This window comes from Lentzea xinjiangensis (genome assembly GCF_900110955.1).
GTDB classification, from domain to species: domain Bacteria; phylum Actinomycetota; class Actinomycetes; order Mycobacteriales; family Pseudonocardiaceae; genus Lentzea; species Lentzea xinjiangensis.
This window is the reverse complement of sequence record NZ_FOFR01000011.1, coordinates 106,767-128,740: the sequence shown is the minus strand read 5'-3', so window position 1 is coordinate 128,740 and position 21,974 is coordinate 106,767. Positions and strand designations below refer to the sequence as shown.

General features: G+C 70.9%; 25 protein-coding genes. 15 read left to right on the top strand and 10 right to left on the bottom strand.

All coding sequences use genetic code 11. The annotated features are described in order from the left end of the window. Positions 1-3: 3 nt before the first annotated feature. Entirely contained in the window at positions 4-570 is a 567-nt protein-coding gene (gene ruvC / locus BMW88_RS23410; RefSeq protein WP_089953849.1) for a crossover junction endodeoxyribonuclease RuvC, read from the bottom strand. 135 nt (positions 571-705) lie between these two features. Here ruvC and BMW88_RS23405 point away from each other — a divergent pair, with 135 nt between their 5' ends. From BMW88_RS23405 to BMW88_RS23395, 3 genes are read left to right on the top strand one after another with little or no spacing between them, the layout of a single operon-like run. Continuing rightward, positions 706-2,190 carry a GGDEF domain-containing protein gene (locus tag BMW88_RS23405; protein ID WP_245778000.1) on the top strand — a complete coding sequence of 495 codons (1,485 nt, stop codon included), beginning with the start codon at positions 706-708 and terminating at the stop codon, positions 2,188-2,190. Beyond that, positions 2,187-2,618 (top strand): cupin domain-containing protein, encoded by a 432-nt coding sequence (locus BMW88_RS23400; RefSeq protein ID WP_089953847.1) that lies wholly within the window; start codon positions 2,187-2,189, stop codon positions 2,616-2,618. Before BMW88_RS23405 ends, BMW88_RS23400 begins: the two co-directional genes overlap by 4 nt. A gap of 10 nt (positions 2,619-2,628) precedes the next feature. After that, complete coding sequence (locus tag BMW88_RS23395) at positions 2,629-3,432, top strand: alpha/beta fold hydrolase (protein WP_089953846.1); 804 nt, start codon at positions 2,629-2,631, stop codon at positions 3,430-3,432. Between the two features lie 50 nt (positions 3,433-3,482). Here the strand turns inward: BMW88_RS23395 and BMW88_RS23390 are convergent, their stop codons facing one another. Then, positions 3,483-4,166, bottom strand: a complete 684-nt coding sequence (locus tag BMW88_RS23390) for an SDR family oxidoreductase (protein WP_089953844.1) — start codon at positions 4,164-4,166, stop codon at positions 3,483-3,485. Between the two features lie 50 nt (positions 4,167-4,216). Here BMW88_RS23390 and BMW88_RS23385 point away from each other — a divergent pair, with 50 nt between their 5' ends. Then, a complete protein-coding gene (locus tag BMW88_RS23385; RefSeq protein WP_089953843.1) occupies positions 4,217-5,251 on the top strand; it encodes a serine hydrolase in 1,035 nt (344 codons plus the stop codon). 110 nt (positions 5,252-5,361) lie between these two features. Here BMW88_RS23385 and BMW88_RS23380 read toward each other — a convergent pair whose 3' ends face one another. The 3 genes from BMW88_RS23380 to BMW88_RS23370 are packed head-to-tail and all read right to left on the bottom strand — an operon-like array spanning position 5,362 to position 8,322. Next, on the bottom strand, positions 5,362-6,168 hold the full coding sequence (locus tag BMW88_RS23380; protein WP_218148189.1) for a sugar phosphate isomerase/epimerase family protein: 807 nt from the start codon (positions 6,166-6,168) through the stop codon (positions 5,362-5,364). Continuing rightward, positions 6,150-7,184, bottom strand: coding sequence for a dihydrodipicolinate synthase family protein (locus tag BMW88_RS23375; protein ID WP_143116206.1), 1,035 nt, complete (start codon positions 7,182-7,184; stop codon positions 6,150-6,152). Before BMW88_RS23375 ends, BMW88_RS23380 begins: the two co-directional genes overlap by 19 nt. Then, a complete protein-coding gene (locus BMW88_RS23370; protein ID WP_089953842.1) occupies positions 7,177-8,322 on the bottom strand; it encodes a Gfo/Idh/MocA family protein in 1,146 nt (381 codons plus the stop codon). The genes BMW88_RS23375 and BMW88_RS23370 overlap by 8 nt, the downstream gene beginning before the upstream one ends. Positions 8,323-8,444: 122 nt before the next feature. On the opposite strand from BMW88_RS23370, the gene BMW88_RS23365 reads away from it, so the two are divergent. The 4 genes from BMW88_RS23365 to BMW88_RS23350 all read left to right on the top strand — a co-directional run bounded on the left by BMW88_RS23365 (position 8,445) and on the right by BMW88_RS23350 (position 13,118). Then, positions 8,445-9,476 (top strand): LacI family DNA-binding transcriptional regulator, encoded by a 1,032-nt coding sequence (locus BMW88_RS23365; RefSeq protein WP_089954134.1) that lies wholly within the window; start codon positions 8,445-8,447, stop codon positions 9,474-9,476. Positions 9,477-9,590: 114 nt separating this feature from the next. Beyond that, positions 9,591-10,898: a hemolysin family protein gene (locus BMW88_RS23360; protein ID WP_089953840.1), complete on the top strand. Its 1,308-nt coding sequence runs from the start codon at positions 9,591-9,593 to the stop codon at positions 10,896-10,898. After that, on the top strand, positions 10,895-11,920 hold the full coding sequence (locus tag BMW88_RS23355) for a hemolysin family protein (protein ID WP_089953839.1): 1,026 nt from the start codon (positions 10,895-10,897) through the stop codon (positions 11,918-11,920). Before BMW88_RS23360 ends, BMW88_RS23355 begins: the two co-directional genes overlap by 4 nt. Before the next feature lie 625 nt (positions 11,921-12,545). Continuing rightward, on the top strand, positions 12,546-13,118 hold the full coding sequence (locus BMW88_RS23350; RefSeq protein WP_089953838.1) for a dihydrofolate reductase family protein: 573 nt from the start codon (positions 12,546-12,548) through the stop codon (positions 13,116-13,118). Here the strand turns inward: BMW88_RS23350 and BMW88_RS23345 are convergent. Then, positions 13,075-13,416 (bottom strand): cupin domain-containing protein, encoded by a 342-nt coding sequence (locus BMW88_RS23345; protein ID WP_089953837.1) that lies wholly within the window; start codon positions 13,414-13,416, stop codon positions 13,075-13,077. The two genes, BMW88_RS23350 and BMW88_RS23345, sit on opposite strands and share 44 nt — an antisense overlap. After that, positions 13,416-14,195: a carbon-nitrogen hydrolase family protein gene (locus BMW88_RS23340; RefSeq protein WP_218148188.1), complete on the bottom strand. Its 780-nt coding sequence runs from the start codon at positions 14,193-14,195 to the stop codon at positions 13,416-13,418. The genes BMW88_RS23345 and BMW88_RS23340 overlap by 1 nt, the downstream gene beginning before the upstream one ends. Positions 14,196-14,217: 22 nt before the next feature. On the opposite strand from BMW88_RS23340, the gene BMW88_RS23335 reads away from it, so the two are divergent. Then, on the top strand, positions 14,218-14,865 hold the full coding sequence (locus BMW88_RS23335) for a GntR family transcriptional regulator (RefSeq protein WP_089953834.1): 648 nt from the start codon (positions 14,218-14,220) through the stop codon (positions 14,863-14,865). Here BMW88_RS23335 and BMW88_RS23330 read toward each other — a convergent pair. After that, positions 14,826-16,181: an MFS transporter gene (locus BMW88_RS23330; protein WP_089953832.1), complete on the bottom strand. Its 1,356-nt coding sequence runs from the start codon at positions 16,179-16,181 to the stop codon at positions 14,826-14,828. The two genes, BMW88_RS23335 and BMW88_RS23330, sit on opposite strands and share 40 nt — an antisense overlap. A 46-nt stretch (positions 16,182-16,227) precedes the next feature. On the opposite strand from BMW88_RS23330, the gene BMW88_RS23325 reads away from it, so the two are divergent. The 3 genes from BMW88_RS23325 to BMW88_RS23315 all read left to right on the top strand — a co-directional run bounded on the left by BMW88_RS23325 (position 16,228) and on the right by BMW88_RS23315 (position 17,988). Then, positions 16,228-16,923 carry a DUF2848 domain-containing protein gene (locus BMW88_RS23325; RefSeq protein WP_089954131.1) on the top strand — a complete coding sequence of 232 codons (696 nt, stop codon included), beginning with the start codon at positions 16,228-16,230 and terminating at the stop codon, positions 16,921-16,923. 242 nt (positions 16,924-17,165) lie between these two features. Continuing rightward, positions 17,166-17,507 carry a dihydrofolate reductase family protein gene (locus BMW88_RS23320; RefSeq protein ID WP_218148178.1) on the top strand — a complete coding sequence of 114 codons (342 nt, stop codon included), beginning with the start codon at positions 17,166-17,168 and terminating at the stop codon, positions 17,505-17,507. Continuing rightward, the gene (locus tag BMW88_RS23315) at positions 17,485-17,988 is read left to right on the top strand and encodes a GNAT family N-acetyltransferase (RefSeq protein WP_089953831.1); all 504 of its coding nucleotides are present in this window, start codon (positions 17,485-17,487) and stop codon (positions 17,986-17,988) included. Before BMW88_RS23320 ends, BMW88_RS23315 begins: the two co-directional genes overlap by 23 nt. Here BMW88_RS23315 and BMW88_RS23310 read toward each other — a convergent pair. Further along, positions 17,985-19,451, bottom strand: coding sequence for a multicopper oxidase family protein (locus BMW88_RS23310; RefSeq protein ID WP_089953829.1), 1,467 nt, complete (start codon positions 19,449-19,451; stop codon positions 17,985-17,987). The two genes, BMW88_RS23315 and BMW88_RS23310, sit on opposite strands and share 4 nt — an antisense overlap. Positions 19,452-19,586: 135 nt before the next feature. Beyond that, a complete protein-coding gene (locus BMW88_RS23305) occupies positions 19,587-20,243 on the bottom strand; it encodes an SDR family oxidoreductase (protein ID WP_089954128.1) in 657 nt (218 codons plus the stop codon). 101 nt (positions 20,244-20,344) lie between these two features. Between BMW88_RS23305 and BMW88_RS23300 the strand changes: the two genes are divergently transcribed. The 3 genes from BMW88_RS23300 (at position 20,345) to BMW88_RS23290 (ending at position 21,967) form a co-directional block, all read left to right on the top strand. Next, entirely contained in the window at positions 20,345-20,752 is a 408-nt protein-coding gene (locus BMW88_RS23300) for a winged helix-turn-helix transcriptional regulator (RefSeq protein ID WP_089953828.1), read from the top strand. 10 nt (positions 20,753-20,762) lie between these two features. After that, entirely contained in the window at positions 20,763-21,008 is a 246-nt protein-coding gene (locus tag BMW88_RS23295) for a hypothetical protein (RefSeq protein ID WP_089953826.1), read from the top strand. A gap of 143 nt (positions 21,009-21,151) precedes the next feature. After that, positions 21,152-21,967 carry a 3-methyladenine DNA glycosylase gene (locus BMW88_RS23290; RefSeq protein WP_245778016.1) on the top strand — a complete coding sequence of 272 codons (816 nt, stop codon included), beginning with the start codon at positions 21,152-21,154 and terminating at the stop codon, positions 21,965-21,967. Positions 21,968-21,974: the final 7 nt, after the last annotated feature.

Sequence of the window (21,974 nt, the reverse complement as noted above, 5' to 3'; positions counted from 1 at the left end):
AGACTAGTGGGCGCGCTTGGCCGCTTCGGCCAGCTTCGCCCTGTGCACCCTGGCGAGCTCCGCGGCGCGGGCCTGCGCCTCCTCCAGCCGCGACCGCATCGGTGCGCGCCAGTGGTGGCAGATCGCGAGCGCCAGCGCGTCCGCCGCGTCCGCCGGCTTCGGCGCCACCTTCAGCCCGAGCAGCTTGGTCACCATGGCGGTCACCTGCGCCTTGTCCGCGCGGCCCGACCCCGTGACCGCGGCCTTCACCTCGGACGGCGTGTGGAACTCGACCGGCAGGTCGCGTTGCGCGGCCGCCAGCGCCACCACGCCCGACGCCTGGGCGACCCCCATCGCCGTGCGGACGTTGTGCTGCGCGAAGACGCGTTCGATGGCGACGACCTGGGGCTCGTACCGGTCGAGCCACTCGCAGACACCGACGTACAGCTCGTGCAAGCGCACGGACAAAGGTGCGTCAACGGGCGTGCGCAGGACATCGACCGCCACGGCGCGCACAACCCGTCCGGGCCCGCCGTCGACCACGCCGAAGCCGCACCTGGTCAGACCGGGGTCGACCCCGAACACCCGCACAACAGCTCCCCACGACCGGAACGAACAACAGTTCGAACCATATCCGGTGCACCGGAGAGCGACTTGCACCGACACGGTTCGACAAGTCCGCACCGGCGTCACTACGGTGGCCGGGTTTCGATCACGGGAGTCGCGGTGAAGAGGTTCTGGGTCGTCGTGGGGTGCGTCGGCACCTTCATGGCGGTCGCCATCTCCACCGCTCTCACCGCGCCGCGGGAGACGGGCGTCGCGATCGACAAGGTCGTGCAGCTCGCGTTCGCCGTCGCCGCGCTGGTCGCGTACGCACGCCTGCGGGACCGCTGGATGACGGCGGCGATGACGAGCCTGACCATCGGGCTGTCCGCGTGGATCTGGGGCCAGCAGGTCATGGGCGTGCAACTGCCGTCCTCGACGATCGCGCCGCTCGGGTTCACCCTGGTGCCGGTCCTGTGCCTGGCCGCGGTGGTCGTGAAGGCGCAGCAGCGCCGCGCAGGCGACCTGCTGCCGAACTACCGCAGCCGCGCGGTCGTCGTGCTCGACGGCCTGATCGTGATCGGGTCCCTGTTCGTGCTGACCTGGGTGTCGGCGCTGGAGTCGCTGTCGCGCGCGTGGGCCACCGAAGGCGCCGGTTTCGCCACCGTGGTCGCGCATCCCGCCGCGTACCTCGTGCTGCTCGTGACGATCGTCGTGATGTCGTGGACGCATCAGGCCGTGCGGCAGTGGCCGATGCTGTTCGTGGCGCTGGCCGGCATCGCGCAGTCGTCGTCGGGCTGGGTGTTCGCGTTCTACATCTCGCAGGGCATCACGGCGATCCCGGCCGCCGCGGACGTCGGCTTCATGCTGTGCCCGGCGTTCTTCCTCCTCAGCGCCCTGGCGCCCACGTCGGACGTGGAACCGACGCCGGGACGGATGCGCACGGCCGACCTGCTGCACCTGCTCGTGCCGTACCTGCCGCTCGCCATCACCGGGCTCTTCGTGGGCTGGAACACCGCGACCGGCGGCCGCCTCAACCCGGTGGAGATCTACGCCGGGATTCTGGTCGTGTGCTTCGTCATCGTGCGCCAGTTGCTGACGATGATGGACAACATCCGTCTGATGGACCAGCTCCGCGTCTCCCGTGAAGAACTACGGCACGAGGCGACGCACGACCCGTTGACCGGCGTCGCGAACCGTTCGTTGTTCCAGGACCGGCTGGAACGCGCGCTGGCGGTCCGCGACCGCACGCGGCCGTTGGTCCTGCTGTTCATCGACGTGGACGGGTTCAAGGCCATCAACGACAACAACGGGCACGCCGAGGGCGACATGGTCCTGCGCAATGTCGCCGCACGGCTGAAGAACAACGTCCGGCCGGAGGACACGGTGGCACGGCTCGGCGGTGACGAGTTCGGCGTGCTGGTCGACGGCGGCGACGCCGACGAGATCGGCGCGCGCCTGCTGTCCGCACTGGCCCACCCGCACGAGGTCCGCGGCCGGGTGCACCACGTGCACGCCAGCATCGGTGTGGCCCAACGGTTCTCGTACGACTCGGCCGTGACCGCCGACGACGTCCTGGGCGACGCCGACGCCGCGATGTACGCGGCGAAGCGGCTCGGCAAGGGCAAGGTCGTCGTGCACGGTTCCCCGCTCCCGGAGATGACATGACCCCTGAACATCTGATCACCTCGCTCGGCATGCGGGAGCTGCCCGTCGAGGGCGGCCACTTCGCGCAGACCCACCGGTCCGCGGAGGCGTCCGCGATCGCGTACCTGCTGCGTTCGCCGGACTTCTCGGGCATGCACGTGCTGGAGCACCTGGAGATCTACAGCTTCCACGCCGGCGCGCCGCTGCGGATGCTGCTCCTGCACCCGGACGGCGCGGTGACCGAGCCCGTGCTGAGCGCGTCGAACCCGCAGGTCGTGGTGCCGGCGGGCGTGTGGCAGGGCAGCGCACCGGCCGGCGACTGGTCGTTGGTCGGCACGGTGGTGGTGCCGCCGTACACCGACGACGTCGTGACGTTCGGGCACGCCGACGACCTGTGCGCGCGTTATCCGTCTCACGCGGGCATGATCAGGCCCTTGTGCCGCTTCTAAGATCTCCGGAATGGCCCTCGTCCCGCTCAACGGCATAGAGCTCAACGTCCAGACCGAGGGGTCGGGTGACCTCGTCGTGCTCGTCATGGGCACCGGCAGTCCCGGCCGCGTCTGGCGCTCCTACCAGGTGCCCGCGCTGGTCAAGGCCGGCTACCGGGTCGCGTACTTCGACAACCGCGGCATCAAGCCGTCGTCCGAGTGCGCCGAGGGCTTCACGCTCGACGACATGGTGGCCGACACGGCGGCCTTGATCTCCCACCTGGGCGGTCCCGCGCACGTGATCGGCACGTCGCTGGGCGCCCGGATCACCCAGGAGCTCGCGCTGGCGCACCCCTCGCTGGTGCGTTCCGCGGTGATGATGGCGACCGCCGGCCGTCCCGACCCGGTGCAGCAGGCCTGGTCACGCGCACTGTGCGAACTGCACGACAAGGGTGTGCAGGTGCCGCCGGAGTTCTACGCGGTGGCGTCGGTGGTGCGGAACCTCTCGCAGACGACGCTGGCGGACCCGCTCGCCGCCCGCGACTGGTTGCAGATGTACGAGTTCGCCGGCTCGTCGTTCAGCGCCGGCGAGCGCGTCCAGCTCTCGCTGGGCGAGTACGACACCCGGCTGGACGCGTACCGGGACATCTCGGTGCGGTCGCTGGTGATCGGCTTCGCGGACGACCTCGTGCTGCCGCCCCGCCTGTCGCGCGAGGTGGCGGACGCGATCCCCGGCGCGCGCTACGCCGAGATCCCCGGCTGCGGGCACGTCGGGTACCTGGAGCGACCGGACGAGGTCAACCGGCTGCTGGTCGAGTTCCTCGGGGCCGGGTGACCCCGCCGTCGCGGTCAAGGCCCGCGTCAGGCACCTGACCGGTGGACTGATCAGCGGTGGGCCGCCTGGCCGGTGGGACGCAGCAGGATCTCGTTGACGTCCACTGTGGACGGCTGCGACACCGCGTAGAGCACGGCCCTGCCGACGTCCTCCGGTGCCAGCTTCGGATCGTCCACACGTGACGGTGGGATCGCCTCGGTGTCCACCAGGCCCGGCTGCACGACCGTCACCCTGACGCCGGTGCCGACCGCCTCGGCCCTGATCGCCTGGGCCAGCCCGGTGACGGCCCACTTCGTGGCGGAGTAGAGGTTTCCCGGCCGGACGCCGCGCCCGGCCGCGGACCCGGTCATCACCAGGTGGCCGCCGGAGCGCAACAACGCGGGCATGGCGGCGCGGGCCGTGTAGGCGGGCCCGCACACGTTGGTGAGGACCATGTCGCCCCACTGCGCGGGCGTCGCTCCGGCGGAGGAGACGAACGACGTGTCCACCGAGATCCCCGCGTTCGCGAAGACCACGTCGATGCGGCCCCAGCGGGACTCCACCCGCGCCATGAGGTCCTGCACCGAGTCCCAGGAGGACACGTCGCAGCGGGCGTCCCACCCGCGGTCCCCGACGGACTCCTCGGCCGAGCGCGAGGCCCTGACCACGCGGTATCCCGCGTCGGCTGCCAGGGAGGCGGTCGCCGCCCCGATCCCGCGGGAGGCGCCGGTCACCACGAAGACGTGTTCCATGATCCGCCACCCTAGTCAGGGAAACGTCAGTGCCGCCTGTTTTGATACCGCGCATGACATTGAACCGCAGGTCCGTCTTCGGGCTGGGATCCGTCGCGGCCGCGACGGCCGTGCTCGGCTCCACCGGTGCAGCGCAGGCACAGGAAGAGGCGGAGGTGGAGGTCGAACGCTTCCCGACGACCGCCGACCGGTCGCGCAAGCGCGTGGCGCAGGTCTACCGGCGGCAGGTCCGCAAGGCGCGGGGCAACTGGTCGTCGCTGATCACGGTCGCCGACCTGGACGGCACGACCAGGGCGGCCGTCGACGAGCAGGCCGACGAGGTCGTCGAGGCCTACAGCGTCAACAAGGTCGCCGTCGCGGTGGCCGTGCTGGACAAGGTGGACCGCGGGCTCATCCGGCTCGACCAGAGGGTCACGGTGTCCGCGGACATCGTCATCCAGGACACCGACGGCATCTTCGCGCTCGACGGCGCGTACCCGAGCGAGGTCACCGTGGGCCACGCGCTCGCGAACCTGCTCACCGTCTCGGACAACACCGCGGTCCGCCTGTGCGGCCTGGTCGCGCCCGCGCTGGAGCTCAACGAGATCCTGCGGTCCAAGGGCTTCGTGCACACCCAGGTCGTGCCGGTCACGAACCCGAACCGGTTCTTCCTCGGCACCACGACGGCGCGCGAGACCCACACGTTGCTGCAGAAGCTGGTCGACGGCCAGTTGCTGTCCGCCGCGTCCACCGCGTACCTGCTGAACATCCTGCGCGCGACCGCGAGCTTCACCGACGGCGTGCGGCTCAACCTCACGACGAACGAGCGCCTGCGCGTCGCGACCAAGGCCGGCTGGTTCGAGGACGGGCGCAACGAGGCCGGGATCATGTTCAGCGAGGACAACCGGGCGATCCTCGTCTACTCGTTGTTCGCCTCCGGCGACTTCGCCGGGGACAAGGCCGTGAACGACGCCGACTTCAGCGCCACGCACCCGGCCGTCGCGGCCCGCGCGGAGCTCGGCAGGTCCATGTTCGACGCGGTCATCAAGATCACGACCACGAGGCCGAAGCACCGCGCGAAGGTGTACCGCTTCTTCAACGGCGGCTGATTTCACGAGATTTGCCGGAAACCGCGCCGGAGCGCGCCGGTTTCGGATATACACGTACCAACGCCGGGGTCGGTCGTCGCCGCCGTCGACGACCGGCTTCCCGCGTCGCGCTACAGCGCCGGTTCCACAATGGAGTGGTACCTGCGCACCACCTCCGCGATGACCTCGTCGAAGTCCGCCGCCCAGATGCCGGCGTTGAAGATCTCCACCTCGACGTCCCCCGCGTAGCCCGTGGCGGCGACCTGCCTGGTCAGGCGGCCGAGATCGATGTCGCCGTCACCGGGATAGCCACGGCCGAGCAGCACGTCCGCCGGTACCGGCGTGAGCCAGTCGCACACCTGGTATGACGCGATGCGCGGCCCCGCGCGCGCGATCTGCGCGTCGAGGTCGGGGTCCCACCAGACGTGCAACGCGTCGACGACGACACCGACGGAGTCGTGCCGTTCGGCGATGTCGAGTGCCTGGGACAGCGTCGACAGCACCCCGCGATCCGCGCAGAACACCGGGTGCATCGGTTCCAGCGCCAGGACCACGCCCGCCTGCGCCGCGTACCCGGACAGTTCCGCTATCGCGTCCGCGACGCGGTGACGTGCGCCGGCCAGGTCCTTGTCGCCCGCCACTCCCCCGACGACCATCACCAGCACGCCGGTGCGCAACGCGGCGGCCTCGTCGATCGCCCTGCGGTTGTCGTCCAGCGCGGCGGAGTTGTCGACCGCGGTCAGGAAGCCGCCGCGGCACAGCGAGGACACCCGCAGCCCGGCGTCCGCGACGAGCTTCGCGGTGCGCTCGAGGCCGTGGTCCGCGACCGGTTCGCGCCACAGGCCGATCGAGCCGATGCCGTGCCGCACGCACCCCTCGACCACCTCGGCCACGGTCGCGCGCTTGATCGTCGCCTGGTTCAGCGAGAGGCGAGCCACTGCCGCCACCGCCGCTCCGCGAACTCGGGATCGATCACGCCGGCGATCTCCGCCAGCCGTTTCGCCTCGGCGAGGTGCTCGACGCCGCGCGCGGATTCCAAGCCGCCGAGCATCACGAACCGGTCCTGGTGCCCGGCCAGCCACGCCAGGAACACCACACCGGTCTTGTAGTAGTAGGTCGGCGCGCTGAACAGATGACGGGACAACGGGACCGTGGGCGCCATGATCCGGTGGAACTCCTCGACGTCGCCGTCGGCGAGCTTGCCGAGAGCCCTGGCCGCCACCGGCGCGATCGGGTCGAAGATGCCGAGCAGCGCGTCGCTGTGGCCCTCCTCGTCACCCGCGATCAGGTCCGGGTAGTGGAAGTCGTCGCCGGTGTAGCAGCGCACGGTCGCCGGCAGCGCGCGCCGCAGGCCGATCTCGTGGTCCGCGTCCAGCAACGAGACCTTCACGCCGTCGACCTTGTCCGGCCGCGAGTGGACGATCTCCAGGAAGTTCCGCGTGGCCCCCGGGACGTCCGCGGCGCCCCAGTAGCCCTCCAGCGCGGGGTCGAACGCGGTGCCGAGCCAGTGCAGGACCACCGGCTCGCTCACCCGGTCGAGCAACGTGCCGTAGACCTTCTCGTAGTCCTCCGGACCTCGTGCGGCGGCGGCGAGCCGGCGCGAGCACATCAGCACGGGCTGAGCGCCCGCCTCCTGCACGACGTCGAGCTGTTCCAGGTAGGCCTGCAGCACGTCGTCCAGTCCGGCGTCGCCGGGCAGGTGGTCGGTCGCGACGCCCGCGCAGATCCGCCCGGCCTTCTCGGCGGCACTGCGGCGGATGAGCTCGGCGGCCGCCGGCCAGTCCAGGCCCATGCCGCGCTGCGCGGTGTCCATCGCCTCCGCGACGCCCAGTCCGTGCGACCAGAGGTGGTGCCGGAACGCGAGGGTGGCGTCCCAGTCCACCGCGCGGTCGTCCGCGGCGACCACGTGCGCCGCGGCGAACACGACGCGGTCGAACCGGTCCCGGTCAGACATCGCCGACCTCCACCCTGCGTCCCTCCGAAGAGGACCGCAGCCCGGCGGCGGCCAGGGCGACCCCCCTGGCCCCGGCGCGGAAGTCGTGCGGGAACGGCGCGTCCTCGTAGACGTGCCGCAGGAACTCCGCCCACTGCACCTTGAAGCCGTTGTCGAACTCCTCGTTGTCCGGCACCCGCTGCCACTGGTCGCGGAACGGGTGCGCGACGGGGAGGTCCGGGTTCCAGACGGGCTTCGGCGTGACGGCGCGCGGCTGCACGAAGCACTCGCGCAGCCCCGCGACGGCGCTTCCGGCGGTACCGTCCACTTGGAACTCGACGAGCTCGTCGCGGCGCACGCGCACGCACCACGACGAGTTGATCTGGGCGATGACGCCGTTCTCGATCTCGAAGATCCCGTAGGCGGCGTCGTCCGCGGTCGCGGTGTAGGCGTTGTCCTGCTCGTCCCAGCGCGTGGGGATGTGCGTGACCGCCTTGGCCGTGACGGCCTCGACCCGGCCGAAGAGGTCGTGCAGCAGGTAGCTCCAGTGGCAGAACATGTCCGAGACGATGCCGCCGCCGTCCTCGGCGCGGTAGTTCCAGCTCGGGCGCTGCGCGGCCTGCCAGTCGCCCTCGAAGACCCAGTAGCCGAACTCGCCGCGCACGCTGAGGACCCGGCCGAAGAAGCCACCGTCGACGAGCCTCTTGAGCTTGCGGATGCCCGGCAGGTAGAGCTTGTCGGCGACCACGCCGTGCCGGAGGCCCTTCCCGTCGGCCAGGCGCGCGAGCAGCAGCGCCTCCTCGACGGTTCCGGAGACCGGTTTCTCGGTGTAGACGTGCTTGCCGGCCTCGAGCGCACTGGTGATCGACTCGACGTGCCGCGAGGTGACCTGGGAGTCGAAGTAGACCTCCACCGACGGGTCGGCGAGCGCGGTGCCGAGGTCCGTGGTCCAGCGCGCGAGGTCGTGCCGCTCGGCGATCTCCTTGAGCTTGTCGGCGTTGCGGCCCACGAGGACCGGCTCCACCTTCAGCACGGTCCCGTCCCGCAGCCGCACGCCCTCGTCGCGCAACGGCAGCAGGGACCGGACCAGGTGCTGGCGGTACCCCATCCGCCCCGTGACGCCGTTGACCGCCACTCCGATGGTCCGAACCGCCGCCATCACACCTCCCTGGTAGCAGCGCTGGAAAGCGCTTTCCGGCCACGCTAACCGCGGCACTTGACGGCCGTCAACCTCCGCGCGAGTTAGTCTCAGCGCTCACATGCACGTTGACGGAGGTGGTCGTGTCCGCCCGACAGGTGACGCTCGCCGAGGTGGCGAAGCAGGCGGGTGTGTCGTTGGCGACCGCTTCTCGCGTGCTCAACGGCAGCACGCGGCAGGTGAGCGAGGAGCTGAGCGACCGCGTCCTGCGCACCGCCGAGCAGCTCGGCTACGTGCCGAACGCCTCCGCGCAGGCGCTGGCCCGCAACTCGAGCTCCCTCGTCGGCCTGGTCGTGCACGACATCACCGACCCGTACTTCTCCTGCATCGCGGCGGGGGTGACGCGGGTGGCGGAGGAAGCCGGGCTCGTCGTCGTCCTCGGCACGACCGGCCGCCGGCCGGAGCGCGAGGTGGAGCTGCTGTCCACGCTGCGCGCGCACCGGGCGCGCGCGGTGGTGCTGGCCGGCTCGCGCACGACGGACCGCGCGTCGCAGGCCCGGCTCGCGGCCGAGATCGACGCGTTCACCGAGCAGGGCGGGCGGGTCGCGTGCGTGTCGCAGGCGAAGCTCGGCACCGACACGGTCGTTCCCGGCAACCGCGCGGGTGGGCGTGCGCTGGCCCGCGCACTGGCGGAGCTGGGCCACAGGAGGTTCGCCGTGCTGGGCGGACCGGCCGAGCTGGTGGTGGCCCGCGACCGGCTCGCCGGGTTCAAGGCGGGGCTCGCCGACGCCGGGATCGCGCCGCCGGTCGTGGTCAACGGCGCGTTCACCCGTGACGGCGGGTACGAGGCCGCGCTGGAGCTGCTGGCCTCGAAGTCGCGCGCGACCTGCGTGTTCGCCGTCACCGACGTGATGGCGATGGGCGCGATGGCGGCGCTGCGCGAACGGGGCGTGCGGGTGCCGGAGGACATGTCGATCGCCGGGTTCGACGACATCCCGACGCTGCGCGACACGGTGCCGGCGCTGTCGACCGTGCGGCTGCCGCTGGAGGAGATGGGCGAGATCGCCGCGGGTCTCGTGCTGGACGCCGGTGGTGACGAGGCCCGCACCGTCCGCGTGGCGGGTGAGGTGGTGCTGCGGGCCTCGACTGGGCACAATATTCTGGCCACCACTTAGCCTGGTTTGGCTGTTCACGTACTTAGTCATGAGGAGTTGAGCCGTCCCCATGGGGTCTGGCCCCGGCTGGCATACCAACCCGGTCACCCGTTCTTCCCGGCCTGGAGCGCGTAGGTGACCGGAGTCCTGTTGAGCGTGCTCGGTCTGCTCGCCGTCGTGGCGCTGACCGCGGGCACCTTCATCGCGGTGGCGGCGGAGTTCTCGCTGACCGCGCTGGAACGCAGCACCGTCGAGCGCCACGTCGCCGAGGTGGGCGACGCGAAGGCGCGGACCATCGACCGTGCGCACCGGACGTTGTCCTTCCAGCTCTCCGGCGCCCAGCTCGCCATCACGCTGACCACGCTGATCACCGGGTACATCGCGGAGCCCGCGATCGCGAACCTCATCGAGCCGGGCCTGGAGGGGCTGGGCGTGCCCGCGTCGGTGGCCGGCTGGTTGTCGCTGGCCCTGGCGCTGGCGATCGCCACGTCGCTGTCGATGGTCTTCGGCGAGCTCGTGCCCAAGAACCTCGCGATCGCGAAGCCCCTGGAGACCGCGCGGGGGGTCGTCGGGGTGCAGGCGGGGTTCTCCACGGTCTTCCGCTGGTTGATCCACTGGATGAACAGCTCGGCGAACTGGCTGGTCCGGCGCCTGGGCGTGGAGCCGGTCGAGGAGCTCGCCTCCGCCAGGTCACCCGAGGAGCTGGGCGCGCTGGTGCGCACGTCGGCCGAGCACGGCACGCTGGACCAGAGCACCGCGGTGCTGCTGGACCGGTCGCTGCGCTTCGGCGACCGGACGGCCGGCGAGCTGATGACGCCGCGCGTGCGGGTGGAGGCGTTGCGGGCCGACGCGACCGTCGCGGACCTGGTGCTCAAGGCCAGGCAGACCGGGTTCTCGCGGTTCCCCGTGCACGACGGGTCGCTGGACGAGGTGCGCGGCATGGTGCACGTGAAGCAGGCGTTCGCGGTGCCCTCCACCTTGCGCGGTTCGACTCCGCTGTCCGCCGTGACGCGACCGGTGCACTCGGTGCCGGAGACGCTGGAGGGCGACGCGCTGCTGGACCGGCTGCGGGCCTCCGGCCTGCAGACGGCGCTGGTCGTGGACGAGTACGGCGGCACGGCGGGGATGGTGACGCTGGAGGACGTCGTCGAGGAGATCGTCGGCGACGTCCGCGACGAGCACGACCGGGGCGAGGCGCCGCCGGTGCGGTCGCTGGGCAAGGGCAGCTGGCTCGTGTCCGGGCTGCTGCGCGACGACGAGGTGGCGGAGGCGACCGGGTTCCACATGCCCTCCGGTGACTACGAGACCCTGGCCGGGCTGGTGCTGGCCAGGCTGGGGCGGATCCCCGACGTCGGCGACGAGATCCGCGTGGACGGGTGGCGGGTGACCGTGATGCGGATGGACCGGCACCGCGTGGCCGAGCTGCGGGTGGTGTCGTCGTGAACTTCCTCGTCGTCGTCTTCCTGCTGGCGGGCAACGCCTTCTTCGTCGGTGCCGAGTTCGCGGTGATCACCGCACGGCGGGACCGGCTGGAAGCGCTGGCGGACAGGGGCTCCTCGCGGGCCCGCACCGCGATCAAGGCGTCCCAGCAGCTCCCGTTGCTGATCGCCGGCGCCCAGCTCGGCATCACGCTGTGCTCGCTGGGCCTGGGCGCGATCGCCGAGCCGGCCTTGGCTTCAGCACTCGAGGGCCCCCTCGGCGCCATCGGGCTGCCTTCGGCCGTGGTGCACGGCGTGGCGTTCACGGTGGCGTTGATCATCGTCGTCGCACTGCACACGATCCTCGGCGAGATGGTGCCGAAGAACCTCGCCATCGCCGGCCCGGAACGCGCCGCGGTGTGGCTGGTGCCGGTGCACTACGGCTTCTCGCGGATGATCGCGCCGGTGCTGGCGCTGTTCACCGCGGTGGGCCGCTGGGTGCTGCGCCGCTTCGGCGTGGAGACCGTCGACGAGCTGGAGTCGGCCTACACGCCCGACGAGCTGGCGGTGCTGATCGGCCAGTCCCGGTCGGAGGGGCTGCTGGAGGACTCCGAACACCGGCGGCTCGCGCAGACCCTGTCGTCGGCCGAGCGCACGGTGGCGGACGTCCTGGTGCCGCTGGACCGGCTGACAACGGTGTCCGCCGCACCGACCGTGGGCGAGATCGAGGCCGCGGTGACCGCCACCGGCTTCTCCCGGTTCCCGGTGCTGTCCGACGCGGGCCTGGTCGGCTACCTGCACGTCAAGGACGTGCTGGACCTGGAGGGCGCCACCACCTCGGTGCCGCGCTCGCGGGTGCGCGGCTTGCCGGAGGTACCCGTCGACGCCCACCTGGACGAGGCCCTGACCGCGCTGCGCCGGGCGCAGTCGCACCTCGCCCGCGCGGTGGCCGCTGATGGCGCGGTGCTGGGTGTCGTGGCTCTGGAGGACCTGCTGGAGGAGTACGTCGGCACCGTGCGCGACGGCACCCACGTTCGGTGGGTCTAGCTCGCGGCTGTGGACAACTTCCGCTGGCTTGGGGCTGCTCGGGTAGGCTGAGCTGCGGTTTTGGGTGGTTGGGGTGGGTGGGCTGGAAGGTTCACCCGATCGAGGTGTCCTGAAACGCTGTTACCGATCCCTCGCTATACGAGGAAGCGCGCGGGGGGCAGCGAGGCGGGATGTTGGATTTGGGATGTCTTGGGTCCGGGATGTTGCGGACTGGGGTGTCGCGGACCGGGGGTGTCGCGCGGCGTCGGAAATGTCGCGGACCGAGGTGTCGCGGACCGAGGTGTCGCGGACCGAGGTGTCGCGGACCGGGGGTGTCGCGGACCGGGGGTGTCGCGGACCGGGGGTGTCGCGGACCGGGGGTGTCGCGGACCGGGGGTGTCGCGCGATGTCGGGAATGTCGCGGACCGCGGATGTCAGGTTCCGGGCTTTGGCGAGTCCGGGCTTTGGCGAGTCCGGGCCGTGGCGAGTCCGGGCCGTGGCGAGTCCGGGCCGTGGCGAGTCCGGCCGTCGCCAGTCCCGCCCGCCGCCAACCCGCGCCGCCGCCAACCCAGGCCGCCTGTCGAAAAGCCGCGACCGTGTTCGACGCAGAGGTGAGCGCCAGCGGCGAACCACAGGAGGCAGCGCGATGGGCAGGGTCTACGCGGGAGCCAGCACCTCGGTCGACGGATACGTGTCCGGCCCGGACTTCTCCGGGTTCGAGCACCTGTTCAGGTGGTTCACCTCGGGCGAGGTCGAGGTGGCCGGCCTGAAGACGTCGCAGGCCAGCGCCGACTACTACGGCGCGATGCTGGCCAACACCGGGGCCGCGGTCGTGGGGCGCACGCTGTACGACCACACGAACGGTTGGGGCGGGACCTCGCCGGTCGGGTCGCACACGGTGGTGCTGACGCATCGGCCGTTGGAGGACAACGAGCACTTCACCTTCTGCACCGAGGGCATCGAGCGGGCGGTGGAGATCGCCCGCGAGCACGCCGGGGACAGGGACGTCGCGGTCAACAGCGGGCAGATGGCCCGGCAGGCGCTCGACGCCGGGCTGCTGGAGGAGATCTGCCTGGACCTGGTGCCCGTGCTGCTCGGCGGCGGCACGCCGTTCTTCGCGCCGGGCAAGGGGTACGTGCTCGAGGGTCCGTTGTCGGTCGTCGAGGGGGTCGGGGTCACGCACCTCCGCTACCGGGTGCGGTACGGATCTCCAGCATGACGCAGCCGGTGTCCGTCCGGTACGGACCGTGCGGCATCCCGGGCCGGCGGCTCGCGAAGTGGCCGGCCAGGAACGTCGCGCCGAGGGTCAGGTCGGTCAGGTCGCCCTCCAGCAGGTAGACCTCCTCGTGGTAGTCGTGGCGGATCACGCCGGAGGTCCGCAGGCCTGGCTCCCAGCGCGCGATCCTGGTCAGGGTCGCGGAGTCCGGATCGCGGCTCAGCACGCGCTCGGTGACGCCGGGGGCCGCCGGGCGCCAGGTGAGGGCGTCCACGGGGAAGAACTCGTGTTCCTCGCGCATCACAGCCTCCGGTTCGCGAGCACCGGCAGCGTGGCGCGGGCCTGTTCGACGAGCGGGAGGTCCACATCGGACAGGAGCACGCCCGGTTCACCCCCGAGGCGGGCGCGCACGGTGCCGAACGGGTCGGCCACGGCGCTGCGGCCGATGCCCGTGGGGGCGGATCCGTGGTCGGCGGCCGGGTCGGCCTGGCCGCAGGCGAGGACCCACGAGGTCGCGTCCAGGGCTCGGGCGCGGACGAGCAGGTCCCACTGGTCGGCCTTGCCCGGGCCCGCTCCCCAGGAGGCGCCGAGCAGGATCACCGGCGCGGTGGCGGCGAGGGCGCGGAACAGTTCGGGGAACCGCACGTCGTAGCAGGTGGCCAGGCCCAGGGTGGTGCCGTCGACCTCGAAGGTCACGGGCTTCTCGCCGGGGGTCACGGTGTCGGACTCGCGGAAGCCGAAGGCGTCGAACAGGTGGATCTTGTCGTAGCCGAGGTGCAGGCCCGCGCCGGTGACGAGGGTCGTGTTGGCCACGCGGCCCTCGCTGCCGGGGGTGAACATGCCGGCGACCACCACGACGTCGTGGGCGTCGGCGATCGAGCGGACCTCGGTGGCCCAGGGGCCGTCCAGCGGTTCGGCGACCGGGGCGAGCGGCACGCCGAAGCGGCACTGGGTGGCTTCCGGGAAGTGCACGACGCGCGCGCCCTGCTCCGCCGCGGCGGCGACGTGGGTGCGGACGGTGGCCAGGTTCTCCCGCGGATCAGTGGTGGAACTGATCTGGCACAACGCGATGCGCATGATCCTCCTCTGGTATACATGTTGTATGCAGGGTGTCGCCAGAGCGAACGACGGCTTGTCCGGCCGGGAGAAGGCCTACGAGTTCCTCAAGGACACGATCCTCGCCGATCCCGAGATGCAGGGGCGGTTCATCAGCGAGCAGGACATCGCCAACCAGATCGGCGTCTCCCGCACGCCGATCCGCGAGGCGTTGCTCCTGCTCGCGGCCGAAGACCTCGTGCAGCTCGTGCCGAAGAAGGGTGCGTACGTCGCGCCGTTGTCCTCGCGGCAGATCACGGAGTTGATGGAGCTGCGTGGTGTCGTCGAGCGGTATGCGGCCGAGCGCACGATGGGCGAGGGCACGGTTCCGCTGCGGAAGATGCAGGAGCTCATCGAGCAGCAGCGGTGGCTCGTGGAGGACCCGCGGCAGTTCATCGACGTCGACAGGCAGTTCCACGCGTTGCTGGTCGCCGCTACGGGCAACGAGCTGCTGACGAAGACCTACGAAGGGCTGCGCGCACGGCAGGTGCGCGCAGGTGTGGTCGCGTTGTACCGGGCGCACGGCAGGCAGCAGGCCGTGATCGACGAGCACAACGCGATCGTGGCCGCGCTTGAGTCCGGGGACGTCGGCGCGGCCACCGCGGCGATCACCGCTCACTTGGACACCACGCTGAAGGTGCTGCTCAACGGCTGAATCTCTTCTTCAGGCCGTGGGTCGCGCCCCAGCCTGAGGCCCACCAGCGTCACCACGCACGCCACGCTGACGTAGAGGCCGACGACCACCCACGTGCCGAAGCCGGCGAGCAGGGCGGTGAACAGCAACGGTGCCACGGCGCCGCCGATCACGCCGGCGAGGGTGTAGGCGAGCGAGCTCCCGGTGTAGCGCAGGCGTTCGGTGAACTGCTCCGCGATGAACGCGGCCTGCGGCCCGTACATGAACGCGTGGAAGCCCAGCCCCACGACGACACCCAGCACGATGAGCGGCCACGACTTGGTGTCGATCAGCGGGAAGAGCACGAACGGCCACACCGCGCCGCCCACCGCGGCCACCGCGTAGAGGCCGCGCCGGTTCACGCGGTCGGAGAGCCAGCCGGCGAGCGGCATCAGGAACAGCTGGAACCCCGAGGCGATGAGCACGGCGACGAGGCCGACGTTGCGCGGCAGCTTCAACTGGGTCGTGAGGTAGGTCAGCACGAAGACGGTGTGCAGCGCGTAGAGCACGTCCGGGCCGACGCGGGACAGCACGGCGGCGACCAGCGGCCGGGTCTGCGTGCGGAACACCTCGCTGATCGGCGCGGACGGGCGGTCGCCGCGCGCCTCGATCGCCTTGAAGACCGGGGTTTCCTCGAGCTTCACCCGGATCCAGAGGCCGAAGATCACGAGCACCGCGGACAGCAGGAACGCGACGCGCCAGCCCCACGACATGAAGGCGGCGTCGGACAGCGCCACGCCGAGGAGCGCGAGCACGCCGTTCGCCATCAGGTTGCCGGCGGGCGGGCCGATCTGGGCGGCCGAGGCCCAGAAACCGCGCTGCCTCGGGTCGCCGTACTCGCTGGACAGCAGCACCGCGCCGCCCCACTCGCCGCCGAGACCGACGCCCTGCGCGAACCGCAGCACCACGAGCAGCACACCGGCCGCGGGGCCGATCGCGGCGTACGTCGGCAGCAGACCGATGAGCAGCGTTGCGATGCCCGTGATCAGCAGCGTCGTGACGAGCACGCGTTTGCGGCCGATCTTGTCGCCGAGCCGGCCGAACAGGAACCCGCCGAGCGGCCGCGACAGGTAGCCGACGGCGTAGGTCGAGAACGCCAGCAGCGTCGCGGTGAGCGGTTCGGAGCTCGGGAAGAACAGCGGGCCGAGCACGACGGCCGCGGCGACGTTGTAGATCGCGAAGTCGTACCACTCGAGAGCGGTACCGGAGAGCGAGGCCACGAACGCCCTGACGAGCGCCGAACGGGGCACGGCCGGCGGCGTGGGCGCCGAGCCTGTCCTTGATGCATCTGGGGGCATGCGGTAATACTGCCTGTATACAACTCGTATGCGCAAGGAGTACCGCATGTCTACCGACTGCACGCTGCAGTTCGCCCTCCCGGACGGCACTGTCTCGACCGTCACCCCGACCACGGTGCTCAACGGCGGTTACGCCGGTCGCAGCCAGGACGACGTGGCCGCCCACGTGCGCGAACTCGCCGAGCTGGGCGTGCCGGCGCCATCGGTGACGCCGAGCCTCTACCCGGTCTCGCCGTACCTCGCGCAGCAGACGTCGACGGTTCCCGCGCAGCACGGCCGGACCTCCGGCGAGGCCGAGTGGGCGCTGGTCGTGCCGGACGACTTCGCAGCGGAGCAGGACCTGCTGCTGACCGTCGCGTGCGACCACACGGACCGCGCGCTGGAGGTCCACGGCGTCGCGTGGAGCAAGAACGCGAGCCCGGACGTGCTCGGCCGCAAGGCGTGGCGGCTCGCGGACGTGGCCGGCCGGATCGACGAGGTCGAGCTGATCGCCTGGGCGGACGGCGTGGAGATCCAGCGGGGCACGTGCGCCGAGCTGCTCACCCCGCAGTACTGGGTGGACCGGCTGCGCGACCTCGGCCTGCTCAGGCCCGGCACCGTGCTGCTGTCGGGCACGATCCCGATGCACCACGGCGTGGAGCAGTTCGCGTCGAAGTGGCGCGTCGAGCTGCGGGACCCGGCCACCGGCGACGTCATCGACTGCGCCTACGAGGTGACCAGGCTGCCCGAGCCCATCGGCTGACCGGCTCCCCCGGCCGGCCCGGAAACCGGTGTGCGACTTCCGGTGACCTGTCGACCTCCGTGCCGCCCGTTCGACTCAGAGGTGACGGACACACACAGGGAGGCACCGCAAATGGGCAAGGTCTACACGGGCGCCAGCACCTCGATCGACGGCTACGTCTCGGGGCCCGGCTTCTCCGGCTTCGACTGGTGGTAGGTCGCAGGCTGTTCGACTTCACCAACGCTTGGGGAGGCCAACACTCGATGGGCGTGCACACCGTCGTGCTCACCCATCGGCCGTTGGAGGACACCGAGCACTTCACGTTCTGCAGCGACGGCATCGAGAAGGCGATCGAGATCGCTCGGCGGAAAGCGGGTGGCAAGGACGTCGGCCTGAACTCCGGCGAGGTCGCCCGGCAGGCCCTCGACGCGGGACTGCTGGACGAGATCTTCCTCGACCTGGTGCCGGTGCTCCTCGGCGGCGGCACGCCGTTCTTCGCGCCCGGCAAGGGGTACGGGCTGGAAGGGCCGTTGGCGGTAATTGAGAGCACGTCGGTGACCCACCTGCGCTACAAAGTGACGCATGGGGATCCGGAAGCTGACTGACACCGACGCGGCGGAGTTGCTGCGCGTCGTCACGGAATCGCTCGCCCACCTCCGGCCGTGGGCGCCGTGGGCGGCCGGCGACTACGACGCTTCCACCGTCACCGAGTTCCTCGCGGCGTCGGAGGACGGCTGGGAGCGCGGGACGTCGTTCACCCACGCCATCACCGTCGACGACGCGATCATCGGCGTGGCCGCGGCGGACCGTCCCGGCCACGCCGACCTCGTGGAGATCGGCTACTGGCTGCACCCCGCGCACACCGGCCGCGGCCACGCCACCGCGGCGGCCGCGGAGCTGGTGGAGTTCGCGTTCGCGCTGGACGGCGTGCACAGGGTCCAGATCTGGCACGACGAGGCCAACGTCGCGAGCAGCGGGGTGCCGCGACGCCTCGGGTTCACCGAGATCGGCCGCCGCACCCCGCCGCGCGAACCGGCGATCGGCCGCCGCGCCGGGGTGGACGTGGTGTGGGAGCTGCGGCGTTAGGGCACGATCTCGAGCTGCGCCATCATGCCGATCCACGAGTGCTCGAGGAAGTGGCAGTGGTAGACGTAGCGGCCGGTGTAGCCGGTGAACGTCGCCTGCACCTTCACCGTCTCCCCCGCCGCGACCGAGATGGTGTCCTTGAGCCCGGCGTCGTTCGGCAGCGGCGGGCCGCCGTTGCGCTCCAGCACCCGGAACTGGACCAGGTGCAGGTGGAAGTTGTGCTTGACGCCGGCCGGGTCGGAGCTCTTGACGAGCCACGTCTCGGTGGTGCCGCGCTTGATCGTGAAGTCGACGCGGTCCATCTCGAAGACCTTGCCGTTGATCACCCCGTCCGGGCGCTCGTTGGGCTTGAAGACGTAGAACAGATCCACCTCGCGGTCCACTGTGGACGGCGGCAGGGCTGGCAGCGGGCGCAGGACGGCCGGCACGCGGCTCGGGTCCGAGGCGCGGCGGACCACGTCGAAGCGGAGGACCTCGCCCGCGACGGAGTCGGTGAGCGTCACCCGCGACCCCACCGGGTACTTCGAGAAGTCGATGACGACGTCGGCGCGCTCGCCCGAGGAGAGGACCACCTCCTCCGCCTCCACGGGGGCGGCGTACAGGCCGCCGTCGGAGCCGATGCGGGTCACCTGGCCACCGGTCAGCCGGAGCTGGAAGACGCGCTGGGTGGCGGTGTTGATGATCCGGAACCGGTACTTGCGGGCGGCCACCTCGAAGTAGGGCTGGGGCACGCCGTTCGCGAGCACCACCGTGCGCTTGGCCGGGTCGTCGAACACCACGATGTTGCCGCTGTCGTCGAACTGGATGTCCCGCAACATGATCGGGACGTCGTAGGCGCCGGACGGCAGGTTCAGGTGCCGTTCGGAGTCATCCTCGACCACGTAGGCGCCGTGGAGTCCCAAGTAGACGTGCGCGGCCTCGGTGCCGTGGCTGTGGTCGTGGTACCAGAGGGTCGCGCCCTGCTGGGAGTTCGGGTAGAGGTAGAGGCGGGTGCGGCCGGGTTCGACGAGGTCCCTCGGGTGGCCGTCGTGCTCGGGTGACACGTGCCCGCCGTGCAGGTGGACGTTGGCGGCCTCGTCCATCTTGTTGTGGACCAGGAGCAGGGTTTTGCGGCCCGTCTTCGCCTTGATCGTCGGGCCGACGAACTGACCGCCGTAACCCATGACCGGCGACTGCAGGCCGGGCAGGATCTCGGCGGTCGTGCGTTCGATCGAGAGCCGGTAGACCTCCTGCTTCGCCGTGGACACCACCGGCCTGAGCACGGGTGGTACGGGCATCGGGCGTGTCCACGGGACGATCTCGGGCTTGGTGCCCGAGAAGGTCTTCGACTCCTGGAACGTCGTGGGCGTGTGCCCGCCGTGCGCCGGGTCCTCGTGACCCTCCGCCGGTGCGAGCAGCTTCGGCACGCCTAACACGCCCGCCGCGAGTCCTCCCGCGGCCAGCACGTTTCGTCTGTTGAGCATCTGTTCCCCTGAGCGCCCCGGGCGGAGGCGTCGCGAGAACGCTCCCGCAGCGGTTGGATGCGGCGAAAACCTACGCCGGGAGCTCCGGGGGAACGCCTAGTTCCGCGGCGGGGCCGGGTGTGCGGGACGACCGTCTCAAGAGGCCAGTGCGGCCTTCACCGCGCGGGTGAGGTCGTCGGCGAGCACTTCGTCATCACCGTTCTCGATGGCTCGCAGCACCTGGGCGACGAGGTCCTCGGGGCTGATCTTGGGACCGTCCTGCCCCGCGGCCATGTCGGTGTCGATGAAGCCGGAGTGCACGGCGATCACACGGGTTCCCTGTTCCCGCAACGCCTCTCGCGTTGAAGCGGTCAGCGACCACGCCGCCGCCTTGGTCGCCGCGTAGCCGCGCCAGGCCGGCCTGCCGACGAACGACAGAACGCTCAGCACGTTGACGAGAGCGCCGCCGCCATTGGCTTCCAGAATGGGCGCGAACGCGTCGGTCATCCGGACGAGCCCGTAGAAGTTGACCTCGAACTCCGCCCTGATGCTGTCAGCGTCCTGGCCACCGACGAGCACCCCGGCGTTGTTGACGACGATCGAGACGTCGCCGAGCTCCGCGGCCGCGGCCTCGACCGCCGCGTCGTCGGTCACGTCCAGCCGGACCGGGACGACGCCCTCGTCCACCACGGACGCCGGGTTGCGCGCCCCGGCGTAGACCTTCGCCCCGCGCGCGGCGAACTCCTGGGCGAACGCGCGCCCCAGACCGCGGTTGGCTCCTGTCACCAGCACCGAAACACCTGAGAAGTCCACCACTACCTCCTGAGTTGGATTTTCCAACTCGCCGTAGCGGCAGCAAGTTGGATTTGCCAACTGACCGCTACGGTGGTCAGGTGGCCCCTCGAACCTGCTCCATGGCGAACGCGCTGGAGGTCGTGGGCGAACGCTGGTCGTTGCTGGCGCTGCGCGAGGTCTTCTTCGGCAACACGCGCTTCGACCAGATCGCCGCGAACACCGGCGCGTCGCGGGACGTCCTCACCGTGCGGCTGAAGAAGCTGGTCGCCGCCGGCGTGCTGGAAAAGCGCCTGTACTCCGACCACCCACCACGGCACGAGTACCTGCTGACGGACGCGGGGCGCGCGCTGCACAACGTGATGCTCATGCTCAAGGAGTGGGGCGACGCTTACGTGACGGAGGGCCCTCTCCCCCTCGTGTGGAAACACTCGTGCGGCGCCGTGCTGGAGCCGCGCGTGATGTGCGCTGCCTGCGGCGAGGAGGCGAGCCGGGGCTCGCTGACCCCCGTCACGGCACCGACCCACTAGGTTGTCCCCCATGAACGAGGACGACGAGGACGAGTTCGCCGAGGACGACGACTTCGAGGACGAAGAAGACGCCGACGACCTCTTCGCCGTCACGCCCGAGCCGCGCACGGTCTGCCACCTGTGCGGGGGCGCGAGCTACATCGCGGCGCCGACGCACGCCATCATCGGCGGCGCGTCGCGGACCGTCGACAACGGGCGGGAGTGCCCGCACTGCAACGGCGCGCGGACGTTCAACGGGCTGGTACCGCCCCTCTAGCCGCAGACCTCCCCCGGTGGACGCCGGCGGAGGACTCGGCGACCGCGGAGGCCGGGGCCCAGGCCGTGCGCGTACGGTAACCGCTCGTGGAGGTCCTGACCCGAGCCGAATGGCACCGACTGCGCGACGAGCACGTGGCCCGCATGCGGCGGTTCACCGGTCCGCACCAAGAGCGGAAGCTTCGCAAGGAAAAGCATCCGGTCATGGACTTCCTCTTCACGTACTACAGCCATCGGCCCGTGCGGCTCGAACGGTGGCATCCTGGGCCGGGCGTCGTGCTGGAGGACGCGCCGGAATACCTGGAGTTCCCGCACTACCGGGCCACCGCCGAGGGCGTCGCGCTCGACGTCGCCGGCTTCCTCGCGCAGCGCGCGAAGACCCTGGAGTTCGTCCGGGCGCTGCTCACGGCCACGCTCGGCAGGCCGGCGCGGCTGGGCTGCTTCGGGCTGCACGAGTGGGCGATGGTCTACCGGCAGCAGCCGGAGGAGGTCCGGCACAACGCGTGGCCGCTGCGGCTCGGCAGCGACGGGACCGACCAGGTCGTCGAGTCGAGCCGGATCCAGTGCGGGCACTTCGACGCCTTCCGGTTCTTCACCCAGCCCGCACGGCCGCGCAACGCCCTCCAGCCCACCCGCGAAGACCAGTTGCTCAACGAACAGCCGGGATGCCTGCACGCGAACATGGACCTGTTCAAGTGGGCGTACAAGCTGGAACCCGCGACACCGTCGGACCTGGTCGCCGACTGCTTCGAGCTGGCCGTGGACGTGCGCGAGCTCGACATGCGGGCCTCCCCGTACGACCTGGCGGAACTCGGCTACGAGCCGGTGCCGGTCGAGACCCAGGACGGGCGTGCGGAGTACGTCCGCGGGCAGGCCGCTTTCGCCGAACGCGCACGGCCGTTGCGGGAACGTCTCATCGACGTGTGCGAGTCGATACTCACGGTGACTTCACTTCGGTGACAGAGTC